At 65.7% G+C, this 15,979-nt stretch carries 15 protein-coding genes; 11 read left to right on the top strand and 4 right to left on the bottom strand.

All coding sequences use genetic code 11. The features are described from left to right. Positions 1-98 precede the first annotated feature (98 nt). The 4 genes from KHO22_RS12165 (at position 99) to KHO22_RS12180 (ending at position 4,709) form a co-directional block, all read left to right on the top strand. Complete coding sequence (locus KHO22_RS12165; protein WP_211947384.1) at positions 99-1,715, top strand: DUF342 domain-containing protein; 1,617 nt, start codon at positions 99-101, stop codon at positions 1,713-1,715. Between the two features lie 307 nt (positions 1,716-2,022). Further along, the gene (locus KHO22_RS12170) at positions 2,023-2,370 is read left to right on the top strand and encodes an ArsR/SmtB family transcription factor (protein WP_211947385.1); all 348 of its coding nucleotides are present in this window, start codon (positions 2,023-2,025) and stop codon (positions 2,368-2,370) included. Continuing rightward, positions 2,360-2,833 carry an SRPBCC family protein gene (locus tag KHO22_RS12175; protein ID WP_211947386.1) on the top strand — a complete coding sequence of 158 codons (474 nt, stop codon included), beginning with the start codon at positions 2,360-2,362 and terminating at the stop codon, positions 2,831-2,833. The genes KHO22_RS12170 and KHO22_RS12175 overlap by 11 nt, the downstream gene beginning before the upstream one ends. 319 nt (positions 2,834-3,152) lie before the next feature. Then, positions 3,153-4,709 (top strand): methyl-accepting chemotaxis protein, encoded by a 1,557-nt coding sequence (locus tag KHO22_RS12180; RefSeq protein ID WP_211947387.1) that lies wholly within the window; start codon positions 3,153-3,155, stop codon positions 4,707-4,709. A gap of 33 nt (positions 4,710-4,742) precedes the next feature. Here KHO22_RS12180 and KHO22_RS12185 read toward each other — a convergent pair whose 3' ends face one another. The 4 genes from KHO22_RS12185 to KHO22_RS12200 form a co-directional block, all read right to left on the bottom strand. Further along, on the bottom strand, positions 4,743-6,473 hold the full coding sequence (locus tag KHO22_RS12185) for an acetyl/propionyl/methylcrotonyl-CoA carboxylase subunit alpha (RefSeq protein ID WP_211947388.1): 1,731 nt from the start codon (positions 6,471-6,473) through the stop codon (positions 4,743-4,745). Next, positions 6,470-8,140, bottom strand: a complete 1,671-nt coding sequence (gene pxpB / locus KHO22_RS12190) for a 5-oxoprolinase subunit PxpB (protein WP_211947389.1) — start codon at positions 8,138-8,140, stop codon at positions 6,470-6,472. Before pxpB ends, KHO22_RS12185 begins: the two co-directional genes overlap by 4 nt. Before the next feature lie 18 nt (positions 8,141-8,158). Beyond that, the gene (locus KHO22_RS12195; protein ID WP_211947390.1) at positions 8,159-8,971 is read right to left on the bottom strand and encodes a putative hydro-lyase; all 813 of its coding nucleotides are present in this window, start codon (positions 8,969-8,971) and stop codon (positions 8,159-8,161) included. Between the two features lie 90 nt (positions 8,972-9,061). Then, the gene (locus tag KHO22_RS12200) at positions 9,062-10,351 is read right to left on the bottom strand and encodes an MFS transporter (protein ID WP_211947391.1); all 1,290 of its coding nucleotides are present in this window, start codon (positions 10,349-10,351) and stop codon (positions 9,062-9,064) included. Between the two features lie 365 nt (positions 10,352-10,716). Here KHO22_RS12200 and KHO22_RS12205 point away from each other — a divergent pair, with 365 nt between their 5' ends. The 7 genes from KHO22_RS12205 to KHO22_RS12235 all read left to right on the top strand — a co-directional run bounded on the left by KHO22_RS12205 (position 10,717) and on the right by KHO22_RS12235 (position 15,580). Next, the gene (locus KHO22_RS12205; protein ID WP_211947392.1) at positions 10,717-11,385 is read left to right on the top strand and encodes a GntR family transcriptional regulator; all 669 of its coding nucleotides are present in this window, start codon (positions 10,717-10,719) and stop codon (positions 11,383-11,385) included. 238 nt (positions 11,386-11,623) lie between these two features. After that, entirely contained in the window at positions 11,624-11,779 is a 156-nt protein-coding gene (locus KHO22_RS12210) for a hypothetical protein (RefSeq protein ID WP_211947393.1), read from the top strand. A gap of 469 nt (positions 11,780-12,248) precedes the next feature. Beyond that, positions 12,249-13,559 carry a tyrosine-type recombinase/integrase gene (locus KHO22_RS12215; protein ID WP_211947394.1) on the top strand — a complete coding sequence of 437 codons (1,311 nt, stop codon included), beginning with the start codon at positions 12,249-12,251 and terminating at the stop codon, positions 13,557-13,559. A gap of 265 nt (positions 13,560-13,824) precedes the next feature. After that, positions 13,825-14,070, top strand: a complete 246-nt coding sequence (locus tag KHO22_RS12220) for a hypothetical protein (RefSeq protein ID WP_211947395.1) — start codon at positions 13,825-13,827, stop codon at positions 14,068-14,070. A gap of 12 nt (positions 14,071-14,082) precedes the next feature. After that, a complete protein-coding gene (locus tag KHO22_RS12225) occupies positions 14,083-14,391 on the top strand; it encodes a hypothetical protein (RefSeq protein WP_211947396.1) in 309 nt (102 codons plus the stop codon). Next, positions 14,391-15,212: a hypothetical protein gene (locus KHO22_RS12230; protein ID WP_211947397.1), complete on the top strand. Its 822-nt coding sequence runs from the start codon at positions 14,391-14,393 to the stop codon at positions 15,210-15,212. Before KHO22_RS12225 ends, KHO22_RS12230 begins: the two co-directional genes overlap by 1 nt. Further along, positions 15,209-15,580, top strand: coding sequence for a hypothetical protein (locus KHO22_RS12235; RefSeq protein ID WP_211947398.1), 372 nt, complete (start codon positions 15,209-15,211; stop codon positions 15,578-15,580). Before KHO22_RS12230 ends, KHO22_RS12235 begins: the two co-directional genes overlap by 4 nt. Positions 15,581-15,979: the final 399 nt, after the last annotated feature.

Here is a 15,979-nt window from a genome sequence, read left to right on the forward strand (position 1 = left end):
CTTCGGCTGCCGTAGGTAATCGATGGACAACAAGCGGAGGTGCGGCCAAGCGCACCGGCCTGATGGCACCGCTGCACAAAGAGAACATTGGGGGACTCATGAGTCACGAGTCAGGTTTGAGCCTGGAGCTCAGTGAGCCAGGCGAGCAGGTGCGTGCACGCTACGTGCCCGAGACGGGCCGGCTGCCTCCGGACCATACCGCGTTCCGGGAATGTCTGGCCAGCCATGGCTGGGAACAGGCCCGGCTGGACCCGCGCGCCGTTGCGCAATTCCTCAGCCAGTGCCAGCAAGCCGATCGGGAGATCGATGCCACGGTTGGCGCGCTGGTCGACGGTGCGTTCGAACTCGACATCAGCGACGATCGCCTGTCCGTCCGCCTGACGCTGATGCGTCCCGAAGGCGGCCGCCCGGTCACCGGGGTGGAGATCCGGCGGGCCGTCGCCGAGCGCGGCGTGACTGCCCAGGTCCAGTCGCTGGTACTGGAAGCCACGCTTGCCGAGGGTGGCTGCGAGCTGCGCGAGATCGCAGCGGGCATCGCCCCGCGGCAAGGGCAGCCGGCGCGCTTCGTCAACCTGCTGCAACCGCGCAAGCCCGCGCAGGCCGACGACGACGCGCCCATGGACCTGCGCGAACTCGGCAACCTGATGCTGGTCAGCCCCGGCACGGCGCTGATGCGCCGCATTCCGGCCGAGCCCGGCAGCGACGGTGTCGATGTCTTTGGCAAGACGCTCGCTGCCGACCCCGTCGAAGACACGCCGTTTGCCGAAGGGCTGACCGGCGCCGCCGCCGATCCCGACGATCCGGACCTGCTTGTGGCGGTCCTGGCCGGCTCGCCGGTGGTGGGCATGCATGGCATCGCGGTCAGTCCGGTGGTGCAGGTGGAATCCGTCGACCTGCACTCGGGCAATGTGGCGTTCGACGGCACGCTGCGCGTTTCGGGCGACATCCGCACCGGCATGTCGGTGAAGGTCACCGGCGACGTGGTCGTGGACGGTGTCATCGAAGCCGCCACGATCGAGGCGGGCGGCAGCATCGTGGTCAAGGGCGGTATCATCGGCAAGGCCGAATCGGGGCATGCGGACCCGGGCGGGACCATCAGCCGCGCCAGCGTGCGCTGCCAGGGCGCGGTGCAGGCGCGTTTCATCGAGAACGCGGTGGTCGAGGCCGGTACGGAAGTCACGGTGGAAAGCGGTATCCGCCAGAGTGACGTGGCGGCGGGCGAGCGCATCGTCGTGGGCGGGACCAGCGGCATGGGCAGCATCAGCGGCGGCCGCAGCCGCGCGCTGCTGGCGGTGCGTGCGGCGGTGCTGGGCGCGCCGGCGGGCAGCGCCACCATCGTGCAGGTCGGCCTGAACCCGTACGCCGACGCCCAGCGCGCGGCGCTCGAGGCAGACCGCCGGCGCCTGCTGGAGGAGCAGAACAAGGTCAAGCAGCTTGTGGCCTTCTTTGCCAAGAACCCGGAGCGCGCGGTCGGCGACCTGCGCGAGAAGGCGCGCGCCACGCTGTTCAGGTCGTCGCGCGACCTGTTCGAACTCGAGGAGAAGCTCGCCAGGCTCGGAGAGCAGATGCATCCGGCGGCAGGTGCCGTGATCGACGCCGGCCGCCGCATCCATGGCGGTGTGACGCTGCACGTGGGCAACCGCGTGCTCAAGGTGATGGAGGACAAGCCCGGCGGGCAGATTCGCCTGATCGACGACCGCATCGCGGTGACCTGACCGGCATGGGCCGCGGCCCGCGGCTACCGTCCGGCGGAATTTGTACTAAGCTGCATTAGTGTCCTGGGGTGCCGCAGGATAGGCGATGGCTAGTGTTGGGCAGTGAATGCAGAAGCGGATCAGCAATCTGTGGAAGCGTTACACGGAACCGACTCACGTGGCACTGAATCACCGAAGGCCGGCGCGCGCGCCGGCCTTCCTCTTTCTGCACGCCGCTCGCCGGGCGCGAATGCGGCCGATGGATCTTCCCTGAACTCTCGCTGTGCAGGTCCTTGACGTCGCCGCGTTTCGCGATATAGTTAGCCATATGGCTAACTATTTTCCGCTCGACCCGGTCTTCCTCGCACTGGGAGATCCCACGCGTCGTGCCATCGTCTGTCGGCTCGGACTGGGTGCCGCCTCGGTCAAGGAGCTGGCGGCGCCGTTTGCCATGGCGTTGCCGTCCTTCCTGAAGCACCTGGGCGTACTCGAGCGCTGCGGACTGGTGCGTTCGCACAAGCAGGGGCGCGTGCGCATGTGCGAACTGGAACCGGCTACGCTGCAGGCCGCCGAGACGTGGCTGGCGGAACAGCGGGCGATCTGGGAGGCGCGCACCGATCGCCTGGCTGCCTACGTGGAAGCGCTGCATGCCAAGGAGAATCACAATGAGCAGTAAGCAGGACCTCGACCTCGAAATTTCCCGCGTGCTGAAGGCACCGCGCGATCTCGTCTGGAAAGCCTGGACCGACCCGAGCCACCTGAAGGAATGGTGGTGCCCGAAGCCGTGGACCACCGCGGTCCTGGCCTTCGATCTCGCGCCCGGCGGCGCCTTCCACACGCTGTTGCGCGGCCCCGGCGGCGAAACCAGCGACAACCCGGGTGTCTTCCTCGACGTGGTGCCGCGCTCGCGCATCGTCTGGACCACCGCACTGGTCGCGCAATGGCGTCCGGCCGACAACCCGTGGCTGCCGATGACCGCCTACATCACCATGGACGACGAAGGCGACGGCACGCGCTACGTGGCCACCGTCCTGCACAAGGACAAGGCCTCGCGCGACCAGCACGAGGAGATGGGATTCTTCGAAGGTTGGGGGACTTGCGTCACCCAGCTCGAAGCGTATGCGCAGTCGCTGAAATAGCGTGTGTCGCGGCGCCGGTGTTGGCTGGCGCAGACAGGAAAGGGCCCCGGGAGCGCCGCGCTGCCGGGGCCTTTTCTTTGCCGCGTGCCGGCGTTCCAGGCCGGCTATTGGCTGCGCGAATGCAATCCTTCCGAAGGGGTAGGCGTGGCCGGTATTTGCGCGCTGTCAAGTCGGGGCGATGTTGGTCACGGGCCGCATCGTCCTGTCACGGCCGATCGTGAATACTCCTCGCGGCCCCGCCACCCGGGGGCAGGCGGGATGGGGCGACTTCGCGCGCGAAGTCGAGGGCGAGGTTGCAACGACACAGACAACCAGCATCATGAAATTGAATCTACCGGTCACCGATCACGAGTACCGATTGCCATCGGACGAAGTCATCATCACCAGGACCGATGCGCAGGGCAATATCGAATACGCCAACCAGGCGTTCTTCCGCAGCAGCGGCTATGGCCGTGCCGAAGTCATGGGCCAGCCGCAGAACCTCATCCGCCACCCCGACATGCCGGCCGCCGCATTCGCCGACATGTGGGCGACGATCCGTGCCGGTACGCCATGGACGGGCGTGGTCAAGAACCGCCGCAAGGACGGCGGCTTCTACTGGGTGCTCGCCAACATCACGCCGGTGTTCCACGACAACCAGCCCGCGGGCTACCTGTCGGTGAGAACCGCGCCAACGCAGGCGCAGATCGCCGCGGCGACAAGGCTTTATGCCGAGCTGAAGCGCGAGGAGCGGTCCCGCTGGCGACTATCCGGCGGCGAGGCATTCCGCAAGGGGGCGGCCGGTGTGGTCCAGCGCCTGCTGCGGCTGCCGGTGGTGGCGCGCCTGCTTGCCGTCCAGTTCGCGCAGGTCGTGCTGATCGCGCTGGCGGCGGCGAGCGCGACGGTGTGGGCGGCGCCCCCGCTCATCACCTGGGGGCTGGCGGGCGCGGCGGTGGCCATGTGCGGGGCCGCAGCCTGCTATCTGGCGCTCAACATCCTGCGGCCCGTGCTGCGGCTGAACCGCAGCGCGCTGGCGGTGTTGTCCGGCCAGTTGCAGCATCGCTTCCCCGAATGCGGCGACGCGCAGACGCGCCTGCTAGGCCGTTTCCTGAACCAGATGAATGCCCGGCTGGTGGGCGTGCTGCTCGATACGCGCAACTCGATCGAGAGCGTGTGGCAGTCCTCGGCCGGCCTCGCCAGCGGCAACGCCAACCTGTCGGAGCGCACCGAGCAACAGGCCAGCGCCATCGAGGAAACCACGGCCACGCTGGCGCAGATCACCGAAACCGCGCGGCAGAACGCCAGCGACGCCGAGCAGGCTCACCAGGAAGGTCGCCGCACCGCCGAGGCGGCCTCTGCGGCCGCAGGCGGCGTGCGCCGCTCGGCGTCGCTGATGGAACAGGTGACCACGCAATCGCGCAAGATTGCCGAGATCACGTCCGTGATCGATGACATTGCCATCCAGACCAACCTGCTCGCGCTGAACGCCGCGGTCGAGGCCGCCCGCGCGGGCCAGCATGGCCGTGGCTTCGCGGTGGTGGCGGGTGAGGTGAGGTCCCTGGCCCAGCGCGCCGAAGCTGCCGCGAAGCAGATCAAGGCGCTGATCGAAAACTCGCTCGAAGTCGTGCAGGCCAGCAGCGACGCGGCCATCAGCGCCGGCAGCGAAATGGATCGCGTCGAGCAATCGGTGTCGGCGCTGACGCGAACGATTTCCGCCATTGCCAATGCAAGCCGGGGGCAGAGCGTGGAGATCGAGCAGACCAGCGCGGCGCTCGAACAGATGACGCAGATCACGCAGATGAACGCGTCGCTCGTCGAGGAGTCGGCCGCGGCGGCGATGGGGCTGAAGCAGCAGGCGCAGGCGCTGGAGGATGCGGTGAATGTACTGGCTGCCTAGGGCCTGAAACGGCCCTCGACAGATACCAAGGGGTCAGTCAATGGTCGCAATCGGCCGGCCGGCAGCCACGAAGCTGCCTGCAGCCGCGTGCAACGCGATGCGGCCAGTCCGATGCGCATGGACCTGCATTTCCATCTTCATGGCTTCCATGACGGCAATCAGTTGGCCTTCCTCGACTTCGTCGCCGTCGGCCACTTTCCAGGCATGCACTGTCCCGGCGACGGGAGCCGGCACATCCCTGGCATCGGCCGCGCTTGCCTCCGCCGACACTGCGGCAGGGCCTGCCGCCTGCACGTTGGCGAGTCCGCCCAGCAACTGAGCCGGCAGGCCCAGCACCACGCGACGGCCATCGATCTCGATGGCGGTGCGAAGCAGGCTGCTATCGGGCTGGGGCTCGGCGCGCGTGGCAGCGGCCAGCGGTTCGGCGAAGTCGGATTCGATCCAGCGGGTGTGCACGTTGAAGCCGTCCGTGCCCACAAAGTCCGGATGGTCGATGACGGCGCGGTGGAAGGGAAGCACCGAGGCAACGCCCTCGATCCGGAACTCGCGCAACGCGCGGCGGGCCCGGGTCAGGGCCTGGGCGCGCGTGGCGCCGGTGACGATGAGCTTTGCCATCAGCGAGTCGAAGGTACCCGGCACGACGGAGCCCGACTGCACGCCCGTGTCCACGCGCACACCGGGGCCGGAAGGGGGCTCGAAGCGCAGCACCGGACCCGGCGTCGGCAGGAAGCCGCGACCCACGTCTTCGGCGTTGATGCGGAACTCGATGGAGTGGCCCAGCGGCGCCGGGGTATCGGTCACGGAGAGTGGCAGGCCGTCGGCCACGCGCAATTGCTCGACCACGAGGTCGACGCCGGTGGTCTGCTCGGTGACGGGATGCTCCACCTGCAGGCGGGTGTTGACCTCAAGGAAGGAGATCGCCCCGCTCATGCTCAGCAGGAATTCCACCGTGCCAGCGCTGGTATAGCCGGCAGCGGCGCAGATGTCGCGTGCGGCGCTATGGATGCGCTCGCGTTGCGCATCGGTCAGGAAGGGCGCGGGCGCTTCTTCCACCAGCTTCTGGTTGCGGCGCTGCAGGGAGCAGTCGCGCGTGCCCAGCACCACCACGTTGCCATGGGTGTCGGCCAGTACCTGGGCCTCGATGTGGCGGGGCTTGTCGAGAAACTGTTCGACGAAGCACTCGCCCCGGCCGAACGCCGTGACCGCTTCGCGCACGGCAGAGTGATACAGCTCTTCGACCTCGTCCATGCGCCAGGCGATCTTCATGCCCCGGCCGCCGCCGCCAAACGCGGCCTTGATGATGATGGGCAGGCCGTGGTGCTCGGCAAAGGCCAGTACCTCGGCGGCATCGCTGACGGGGTCGGGCGTGCCGGCCACCAGGGGGGCGCCCACCTGCAGCGCGATCTTGCGGGCCTCGACCTTGTCGCCCAGCTTGGCGATGGTGGCGGGCGACGGGCCGATCCAGCGCAGTCCGGCGTCGATCACGGCCTGGGCGAAGGCCTCGCTCTCCGACAGGAAGCCATAGCCCGGGTGCACGGCATCCGCACCGCTCTTGCGGGCGATCTCCAGCAGCTTGGCGATGTTCAGGTAGGTATCGGCCGGGCGGTCGCCATCCAGCCCGTAAGCCTCGTCGGCCATGCGGGCGTGCAGGGCGTCGATGTCGGCGTTGGCGTAGACGGCGACGGACTGCACGCCGTAGTCGGCACAGGCGCGGATGACGCGGACAGCGATTTCGCCACGATTGGCGATCAGGACTTTTTTCATCGGAGTTCCCGGATGGTGCTGGCCGCGCCCGAGGCGGCGGCCGGAGAGAGTTCTGCAAATGCGCGGATCGGGTTGAAGCGCAGCCAGGCGCCCACCGGAATCTGACCGGCGCGGTCGAGGTGATAGGGGGCTACCGCGGCGATCACGGGGTAGCCGCCAGTGAGCGGGTGGTCGGCCAGGAACAGCACGGGCTGGCCGCTCGGGGGCACCTGCAGCGCGCCCAGGGCCGTGCCTTCGCTGGGCAGTTCGCCGCCGATGGCGCGCTCCAGCGGCACTTCGCCGGCCAGGCGCAGGCCCACGCGATTGGACTGGGGCGTCACCTGCCAGCGCTGCGTGGCCAGGCGCGCCACGGCCTCGGCGGTAAACCAGTCGGTGCGCGGGCCCATCACCACGTCGAGCACCACGTCCTGCTCCAGCGTGGGCAGGTCGGGGGCGGGCATTGCGGGCTCGCTCACGATCGCGCCGACAGGGGCCGGGTGCAGACCCAGCACATCGCCCACCGCCAGCGGCGCGGGGCCGACGTTGGCCAGCGTGTCGGTAGCGCAACTGCCCAGCACGCTCGGGATGGCGAAGCCGCCGCGCGCGGCCACATAGCAGCGGGCGCCGGCCACGGGCTGGCCGATGCCCAGTACGTCGCCATCGGCCAGGGCCAGAGCCTGGTGCGCAGGCGCGTGCCACTGGCGGCCATCCGCTGTGCGCACGGTCAGGGGCGCGTCGGCACCGGTCACGGCAACCACGGTCTCGCCGACGCTCTGCAGTTGCAGGCCGCCGCCGACGGTCTCGAGCGCAGCGCTGTCGCTGGGATTGCCCGCCAGCCGGTTGGCCGCCTTGAGCGCGGCCTGGTCCATGGCGCCGGATGCCGAGACGCCCTGGCGCGCCTGGCCGTGGCGGCCCAGGTCCTGGAACAGGGTCAGCAGGCCCGTGGCCCTGACTTGAAGCGCAGTCTGGCCCGGAGCCAGCGGGGCCTGCATAGCGCGGGTGCGGCCGTTGGCGGCCAGGGCGACGGGTTTGCCGGATGCTTCCGCGCCGATGCCCGCGTCCGGCGCGAGATCCAGCGTGGTGATATCGACAAAGCGCACGCGATAGCCGGGCTGCAGCAGCGCCGGTTGCCCACGGTCCAGGTTCCACATGGCTACCGGTGTCACGCCGATGATCTGCCAGCCGCCGGGGCTGGCCTGCGGGTAGACGCCGCTGAACGTGCCGGCCAGGCCGACGGCGCCGGCAGGAATGCGCGTGCGCGGCGTGCTGCGGCGTGGCACGTCCAGGCTCGGGTGGCCGCCCGAGAGGTAGGCAAAGCCCGGGGCAAAGCCGGTGAAGGCCACGGTGTACTCGCTGCCCGTGTGGCGGCGCACGACTTCCGCGGGCGTGATGCCGAGCAGCTGCGCAACCTCCGCCAGGTCCTCGCCGTCATAGCGCACGGGGATCTCGACCAGCGTGCTGTCGCGCTCCGCGCGCCGGGACAGGTCGCGGGCGGCGATGGCCTGCACCAGCTGCGCCACGCGGCCGGACGCGGGGCGAAAGCGGACCAGGATCGTGCGCGCGGCAGGGACCAGTTCCTCGACGCCGGGCAGGGGATCACGCTGCAGCGAGGCCAGCAGGGCCAGGGTCTGGTCCAGGTCGGCCAGCTCTACCAGCAACGCGTTCAGTGAGACAGGAAGGAAACGCAACTCGGACTCCGCAAGCAATCAGACGTGGTAGGCGCTGTCGGGCACGTCGGTAATGAACATATGGCCGGGCGAGTGGGTCACCGCGAACGGAACGCCGGAGGCCATCACGGCGGCCTGGGGCGTGACACCGCAGGCCCAGAAGACGGGGATCTCGCCCGGCTCGATGCGCACGGCATCGCCGAAGTCGGGGCGGTTGATGTCGGCGATGCCCAGCGCGCCGGGATCGCCCACATGGACCGGGGAGCCGTGCACCGACGGGAAGCGTCCTGAGATCATGGCGGCGTCGGCTACGCGGCCGGCGGGAATGGGCCGCATGGACACCACCAGCTCGCCGCGCAGGCGCCCCGCAGGCCGGCATTGGCGATTGGTGCGATACATCGGCACGTTGGAGCCGTCGGCGATATGGCGGACCTCGATGCCCGCTTCCTGCAGCGGCGTCTCGAACGTGAAGCTGCAGCCGATCAGGAACGTGACCAGGTCGGGATGCTCCTGCCAGAGCGGCGTGGCGTCGGCGACTTCTTCCGCGAGCCGGCCATTGCGCCACACCCGGTACAGCGGAATGTCGGTACGGATGTCGGCGCCTTCGGCCAGCACGGTGCGGTGCGCACCGGCTTCGATGACGTCGAGCACCGGACAGGCCTTGGGATTGCGCTGGGCGTAGAGGAGGAAGTCCCAGGCCCAGTCGCGCGGCAGCGCGATCATGTTGGCCTGCGTCATGCCGGGCGCCACACCCGCCGTGGGCTCGGCTTTGCCGGCGCGGTACGCGGCGCGTGCGGCCCGTGCCGCCGCGACAGCGGCCGTGCGGACCTCATCAAGCACGTTGTTGGTCATGGAGGTTTCCTTTTTTTCCGTGATTCAGGCAATCAGGCGAACGGGGAAATGGCGATGCCGTGCCGCTCCATCGGCCTGGCAGTCCCGCGCTCACTGTTCGGCAATCTGGCCGCGGCCGGCCGGCATGGCCAGTGGATCGGCTGTCTGCGGATCGTTGTTCAGCTCGCGCCCCTGGGTTTCCGGCAACAGCAGGCAGGCAATCACGACCAGCGAATAGGCGCCGGCAGCCAGGTAGCCGATCGCCGTGCCCAGCGGCATCGACGAACTCATATGGCCGATCATCGCGGGAAACACTGCGCCCACGGCACGCCCGAAGTTGTAGCAGAAGCCCTGTCCCGAACCGCGAATGTGGCTCGGGAACAGTTCCGTCAGGTATGCCCCCATGCCGGAAAAAATGCCCGACAGGAAGAAGCCGAGGGGGAAGCCCAGCACCATCATGGCCGCATCGGTAATGGGCAGCTGGGTATAGCAGGTCACGAGCACCGCGGCGCTCACCGCGAAGAGCATGAAGCAGCGGCGGCGGCCAAGGCGGTCGGAAAGCCATGCGCTGGTCAGGTAGCCGGCGAAGGAGCCCGCGATCAGCACCATCAGGTAGCCGCTGGTGTTGAGCACCGAGAGGTTGCGCTCCATCTTCAGGTATGTCGGCAGCCAGGTCGTCACGGAATAGTAGGCGCCTTGCATGCCCGTTGCGAGCAGGCTTGCCATCACCGTGATGCCGAGCACGCCGGGTTTGAAGATCAGCATGAAGCTGTTGCTTTCCCCGGTGCGCGCAAGCTTGGCCTTGGTCTCGCGGTACACCTCGGGCTCGCTGATGTTGCGGCGGATATAGAGGATGAACAGGGCCGGCAGCGCACCCAGCCAGAACAGCACGCGCCACGCGTATTGCTGGTCGACCAGTGCATAGACGGCCCAGAACGCGATGGCGGAAATGCCCCAGCCCACCGCCCAGCTGCTCTGTACCAGTCCGACCGCCTTGCCGCGGTGGCGCGCGCGGATCATCTCGGCAATCAGCACGGAGCCGACCGACCACTCGCCGCCGAACCCCAGGCCCTGCAGCATGCGTGTGATGAACAGCTGCTCGGGCGACTGCGTGAAGCCGCTCAGGAAGGTGAACAGGCTGAACCAGAGCACCGTGAGCTGCAGGATCCGGACGCGGCCGTACTTGTCGGCCAGGATCCCGGCCAGCCATCCGCCGAGCGCGGAACTGATGAGCGCGCCGGTTGCGATGTAGCCGGCTTCCGCCTTGCTCATGCCCCAAACCAGGATGAAGGTCGGGATCATGAAGGTGTAGATCATGTAGTCGAATGCATCGACGCCATAGCCGACGAATGCGGCGAAGAGCGTTTTGCGCTCCTCCCGGTTGGTTTCCTTAAGCCACATGGTTGCGTTCTCCTTCAAGGAAGACAGCGGAAGTTTGGAGGACGTCGTCACCGTCGCAACGAGGTCGGGGTCAGCCTGCGGCGCCAGGTACCAGCTCTGCAGTCATGTGGTCCGGTTTAGCAATCTGCATGCCATGTTGGTGTAAAGATCACAGATAGCTCAACCATAACACAATTATTGTTGAACAATCTATTGAAATTGGCAGCTAAGGTATACACCTAGCCCTACAGGATGAGCTGCCTTGTCACTGAACTGGTGCGTACCGTTCATCAAGGCGGGGCGGTTGCATCATCAAAGTGCGCTAACATTCCGGGCTTCGTAACCCCGGCGCCGGGGTCGACCTGCCAACGCGAGTTCCATACAAGATGACATCGAGTCCCGATACGAAGAACCTGACCGAGCGCGTGGCGGAACTCATTCGCCAGAAGATCGTGCATGGCGAGTTCTCGCCCGGACAGCGTTTGTCGGAGGCGGCGTTGAGCGAGAGCCTGCAGATCTCGCGCAATACCCTGCGCGAGATCTTTCGCCTGCTGACCAAGGAGGGGCTGCTCAAGCATGAACCCAACCGCGGTGTCGCGGTGGCCATTCCCAGCATCGCGGCCATCATCGACATCTACCGCGTGCGCCGGCTCATTGAATGCCAGGCATTGCGCCAGGCATATCCGCGGCACCCGGCCGGCAAGCACCTGCACAGGGCGGTGGACATGGCGTCGCAGTGCCGCGAACAGGGCGACTGGCTGGGCGTGGGTACGGCCAATATGGAGTTCCACATGGCCATCGTGGAGCTGGCCGACAGCGAGCGGTTGAACGAGATGTTTTCGCGCCTGCTCGCCGAACTGCGTCTGGCGTTCGGCATGCTGCAGGATCCCGAATTCCTTCACGCCCCTTACGTAGACATGAACGCGCACATCCTGCAGTTGTTCGAGTCAGGCAAGCTCAACGAGGCCGCCACCGCGCTTCATGACTACCTTGCGCAGTCCGAGCGCATCGTGCTCGCGGCCTGTGCGCGCCATCCGGTCTTCAAGTCACGCTGAGCAGGATCTTGCGGCGGCGGGGCGGTCGGGGCGGCGATTTGCCTGCCGTTCGCTTGCCGTGCGTGCCAACGGCGATCGGCCACGTCACACGCTGTGAGCGATGCCGCACAGAGGCGGGCACGCGGCTATGTTTCCATATGGAAACAAAACGGGTCCAAAACATATTCATAACGCCGCTACTCGCTGCGGCTATGCCGGGGGAAAAAGGACCCAAATCGGCGGATGCGAGGAGGGGGTCGTGAATGAATCCAAGATGGGCATATTGTCCCTGGTCCTGCTGGGGGCCGCACTTTACGCGTTGGCAACAGCAATGGGCATACAGGTGAGCGTCAGCGATATGGCGACGAACCTTATACAGGTCGGTACCGATCTGCTGCACCGATTGTTGTTCTAAGCAGGCCTTCCCTGCGCCGCGCCTGCAGGTGGCCGCCAGCGATGAGGGGAGTCGTGACGAGGTTTCTGTCCCGGCGCGGAATGACCGGAGCCTGAAGCCATACCCCATGCGTATTCCGGGCGCGGCAGTCGGCGGTCATCGTTGCCAGATGCCGGGCAACAAAAAACCCGCAGAGCCTGATGCTGTGCGGGTTTCTGGGTAACGCTGGTCAAACTTTGGAATGCTTGTGGTGCCGAAGAGAGGAATCGAACCCCCGACCTTCTCATTACGAATGAGCTTCCGCCCCTGATTCGACAACGACCGCCGCAGCTATATCATTTATAAATCAACAACTTAAGTACGTGCAAGTCCGTTGCGGTACACTGCGGTCAGCAGCAGATTTTGTCCACAGTTTGTCCACAGGGCATGATCTGTCACTTTCTGTAGTGAGGATGGGATGGTTCAACGGTACGGCATAGATCGAGATTTCGTGCGCGAACGGCAACGCGAGGTTGCCCGCGAAGTAAATCAACACGGCAAGGCAAAAGCGCGCGAGTGGGGCGACGACCAGTTACGCGGGTTCGTCCTGCGATGCACGCCAGCCGGGGTGCTTTCGTTCGGGGTTCGATTCCGTCGACCGGACGGTTCGCACGGCCGCAAGTCGATTGGCGATGCCGCCGTCATGAATCCAAGCGAGGCGCGGACCCTGGCAAGGGCGGCACTATCTGCTGAGGACAAGGCCGGCGATACGCCGGCCGAAATTGCCCAACGCAAGCGGGACCGCGAGGAAGCCGAACGGAAGGCGGCCGAGGAAGCCGCCGCCGCCGCCAAGTCGATAACCCTGGATACTTTCTTGAGCGGTGCATATGCGGCGTTCGCCGAAGTCCACCTGAAGACCGCTGCAAAGAACATCAAGCGGGTCCGCGTGAACTTCGCGAACTTGCTGTCGCGTCCCCTGGCAAGCATCACGAAGCAAGACATTGAAGACTGGCGTTACGCGAAGCTGAAGACCGGCGTTCAGCCCGTATCGGCCGAACGCGAATTGAACGCCTTGCGCGGCGTATTGACCTACGCTGCCGAGTCGGGGCTGACAGCCGAAAATCCCGGCGCCAAAGTCAAGGCCATCAAGGTCGAGCCGCGCAAGGTGGTGCGCTACCTTTCCGATGATGAAGAACGCCGGTTGCGCGACGCGCTGGCCGCAAGGGATTCGCGCATCCGGATGGAACGCGGTAGCGCGAACGAATGGCGACGCGCGCGCGGGTATGAGGAACTTCCGGAAATCACAGCACGCTACGTCGACCATGTCGAACCGGCCGTCTTGTTGTCCTTGAATAGCGGTCTACGCCTGGGCGAGTTGCTCAAGCTGGCATGGTCCGATTTGGACCTGAACGTCGGAACCATGACCGTGCGACCGACCGAGGCGAAAAGCAAAAAGAGCCGGGTCGTGCCACTGAATCGCGAGGCGTCAGAAGTCCTGAGTGCATGGCGCAAGCAATCCCCCGGCAAGATCGTTTTTGCCGGCCCGGATGACAAGCCGATGGGATCATTCAAGACGGCCTGGGCTAGCGTCCTGAGGTCGGCGCAAATTGAGAATCTGCGCTGGCATGATCTCCGACACGCGTTCGCATCAAGCCTCGTCATGCGCGGCGTCGATCTGAATACACTGCGCGAGTTGCTTGGACACGCCGACTTAAAAATGGTCCTGAGATATGCCCATTTGGCGCCCTCGCATTTGCACAATGCCGTGGCACTGCTGGACAAGCCAACGAAGCCGGGGCGTACTGCGTTGAAGGCTATCTGATTCCCCCTTTTTTGCACCCTTACGAAACCCGCCACCGTGGCGGGTTTTTTCTTTCCCAACTATCTACACGAAGATTTTTCACGCTGGACATTGTTGCCGCTGATTCCATCTAATGCCGCGCGATTCCCGACCCTTCCTTGTGGCTAGTGAGTGGATTTCACGAAGGACGATCCGTCGCCAAATCTGGACTCGTAGCACGCTCTTACTCGCCTATCTTGACCCATAGGGATTCCGTCGAATTCCACTTTTTCCGATGGGGTAACAGATGAGCGCGAACACTTCGTATGAGTCCCGCAACGACCGTGCGGCGCGACGTGGACGCCCTGGCGGCGGCCGGTCAGTTGCCGAGTTCTGCGCGGACTTCGGCTTCTCGAAACAGCATTACTACGTAATGCGCGCGCAAGGGCTGACCCCTGACGAATTGCGCCTGGGAAATCGCGTCATCCTGACCGATACGGCAATCGCCGCCTGGGAACGGCGCATGCTTGCCGCTGCCGAAGCCGCCAAGTAAGCGGTCCGTGCCATGGCCGCCGGCCCGATTCTTCACAGCCTGTTTTACGTGGTCGAGTGTGGCATCGGCCAATGGCGCGCTTGCTGTCCGTGCTGCGCGCAACGGCGCCGCGACTTGCTGATCCGGGAAGACTCAAGCGGCGGCGTCCTGATCGCCTGCCGCCAGGGATGCGCACCGGTCCATATCCTTCGCGCGGTCGGCCTTACGCTGGCCGCCCTGGACCCGGACGACCCGTCGATCCCGCGGCGCGCCCCGGCGCCCGGATGGTGGCGTTACCCGCGTCCCCTTATCGACGGGGTCGTCGCGAAAGGGGAAGTGTGATGCCGAGGAAGCCCGCCCCTCATGACCCCTACAGCAAGCTACCGCATCGCATTCAGTTTTCCCCGGCGTTCCGCGCGCTGTCCGCGACGGCGCGTGCGCTGCTGCTGGACGTGATTTCGCGAGAGCGCGGAAGCAACAACGGCGACCTGATCGTCTCGCGTTCGATCTTCGCCCCGATGGGATGGACTTCCGATCAGAAGTTGCGCCGCGCGCTTGAAGAGCTGATGACTGCCGGACTTCTGATTCGCACGGTTGCCGGCCGCCAGCGCGTTGCCGCGCGCTATGCCTTGTCGTGGCTACCTATTGACAAGAACCGACCGCATGGACCGACTATGAATGGTGAATCTCGCACATTTAGCGTTCCCGAATCGGGATCGTTATCGGTCCCGATTCGGGACCTATTACGGTCCCAAAACGGGACCGCTAAATCGAGTTATGCACCCGAATCGGGACCGTATCAGTCTGAAAAACAGGGTTTAGCGTTCCCGAATCGGGACCGGGTTGCAAGTTGCCAGGTGGGGGCGAATGAAAACGCGGTCAGGTTCGCCCCCTGGAAGCCGGGAACCGGCCAGCCGATGACGGTCTATCTCGCCGAATCGGGGGATGGCCTGTCCGTGTCCGTGTGCCCGTCGATCCAGCGCACGGCGACCGAACTTTGCGACGCTGCCACCGATCCGGCGGTCGTCCTGCAAGCCGCGCGCCGTGCCTTGGCGATTGCCACACAGCACAACGCCGTCTTGCGGCTGGTGGGGACCGCCGCCGCGTTCGCGAAGTTCGACCCGTACTTGAACGCCGCCAAAGCCGAGGGGGCGATGCCATGAACGCACCCCTGCCCGCCGCTGCTGCTGTAGGCGTTCTGCTGGCACAAGGCCGCACCTGGGTCGCCGAGCTTGCGAAGTTGGAAAGCTGGCCGCCTGCCCTGCAAGCCGATTTGCTGCGCCGACTGTCGCGCCAGCCTGCCGCGACACTGCCGGCCGATGTCGAGTATTTCCGCCTGCGGCTGGCCGAAGCGAAGGACCGCGCCCGCCCGCGCGGCGTCGTTCCGGTCTTCGTGCAATGTCCGGGATGCCGGTACAAGCGCGACCGATACGGTTTTCCGACTGGGACGCTCGATTGCGTCGGCACGTCGAAATCATGCCTGTGGATGCGGTCGACCTCCGGCACGTTGAATCGACAGGGGAAGCCATGACGCGGTACCCCAGGACTTGAGGCTCTATGAACCACACTTGCAGAGAAGAAAATGGGACGAGGATTGCACTGCGCATCACGCGCCATCATCGAGACTGCCAATACCATCCTGGCGCAAATTCAACCTGCATCGGTTCGAGCCGTTTGCTACCAGCTTTTCATGCGGCGCCTTCTTCCCGATATGGGCAAGAACAGTACTGACAAAGTATCGCGTCTGCTTACGCGAGCAAGAGAGAACGGCGACATTCCTTGGGAATGGATCGTTGATGAAACGCGCCAAGTAGAGAAGTCTGACCTTGCCCCTGTTCCACGAATCCCATAGCCGAGGGAATTAGGCAGCCCGGTGTTGCTGAGCTGCGGACCAGTTTTTCTCGAACGTCATGGGGCTGACGTAACCCAG

Origin of the sequence: Cupriavidus yeoncheonensis (assembly GCF_905397275.1) — a bacterium.
GTDB classification, from domain to species: domain Bacteria; phylum Pseudomonadota; class Gammaproteobacteria; order Burkholderiales; family Burkholderiaceae; genus Cupriavidus; species Cupriavidus yeoncheonensis.

Coding starts and splice junctions, on each gene's coding strand:
- KHO22_RS12165 (WP_211947384.1), top strand. CDS start 99: ATGAGTCACGAGTCAGGTTTGAGCCTGGAGCTCAGTGAGCCAGGCGAG.
- KHO22_RS12170 (WP_211947385.1), top strand. CDS start 2,023: ATGGCTAACTATTTTCCGCTCGACCCGGTCTTCCTCGCACTGGGAGAT.
- KHO22_RS12175 (WP_211947386.1), top strand. CDS start 2,360: ATGAGCAGTAAGCAGGACCTCGACCTCGAAATTTCCCGCGTGCTGAAG.
- KHO22_RS12180 (WP_211947387.1), top strand. CDS start 3,153: ATGAAATTGAATCTACCGGTCACCGATCACGAGTACCGATTGCCATCG.
- KHO22_RS12185 (WP_211947388.1), bottom strand. CDS start 6,473: ATGAAAAAAGTCCTGATCGCCAATCGTGGCGAAATCGCTGTCCGCGTC.
- KHO22_RS12195 (WP_211947390.1), bottom strand. CDS start 8,971: ATGACCAACAACGTGCTTGATGAGGTCCGCACGGCCGCTGTCGCGGCG.
- KHO22_RS12200 (WP_211947391.1), bottom strand. CDS start 10,351: ATGTGGCTTAAGGAAACCAACCGGGAGGAGCGCAAAACGCTCTTCGCC.
- KHO22_RS12205 (WP_211947392.1), top strand. CDS start 10,717: ATGACATCGAGTCCCGATACGAAGAACCTGACCGAGCGCGTGGCGGAA.
- KHO22_RS12220 (WP_211947395.1), top strand. CDS start 13,825: ATGAGCGCGAACACTTCGTATGAGTCCCGCAACGACCGTGCGGCGCGA.
- KHO22_RS12225 (WP_211947396.1), top strand. CDS start 14,083: ATGGCCGCCGGCCCGATTCTTCACAGCCTGTTTTACGTGGTCGAGTGT.
- KHO22_RS12230 (WP_211947397.1), top strand. CDS start 14,391: ATGCCGAGGAAGCCCGCCCCTCATGACCCCTACAGCAAGCTACCGCAT.
- KHO22_RS12235 (WP_211947398.1), top strand. CDS start 15,209: ATGAACGCACCCCTGCCCGCCGCTGCTGCTGTAGGCGTTCTGCTGGCA.